1 protein-coding gene is annotated in these 268 nt (G+C 47.4%); it reads left to right on the top strand.

Annotated elements, in window-relative coordinates; genetic code table 11:
- The coding region (locus ACKX14_RS15930; protein ID WP_422449379.1) for a hypothetical protein at nucleotides 1–268 on the top strand (268 nt) is incomplete at both ends.

Genomic DNA, 268 nt, shown 5'->3' with positions numbered 1-268 from the left:
CCTGAGCCTTTATAAGAGCGTGTTCAGAACCGGCGGTATTGGTCTGGATGGAAGATACTTTTTCAGCGATACCAACAAGCTCAAGAACTTCGGCGCTTCCATCGCGCTCGGTAAACAGCTAAAATGGCCCGACGACTTTTTCACGCTGGTGTATTCTTTGAACTATACCCAGTACACACTTCAGAACTATCCTCTCTTTGTATCGAGCTTCAAGGATGGTACCTCGAACAACGTGAACCTAAAAGTCGCACTGAGCAGAAACTCTGCC

Origin of the sequence: Thermorhabdus hydrogeniformans (assembly GCF_049310025.1) — a bacterium.
Lineage (GTDB): Bacteria > Bacillota > Thermosediminibacteria > Thermosediminibacterales > Tepidanaerobacteraceae > JBJYKD01.
The sequence above is the reverse complement of the archived record's forward strand: the minus strand, read 5'-3'. Positions and strand labels throughout refer to the sequence as shown.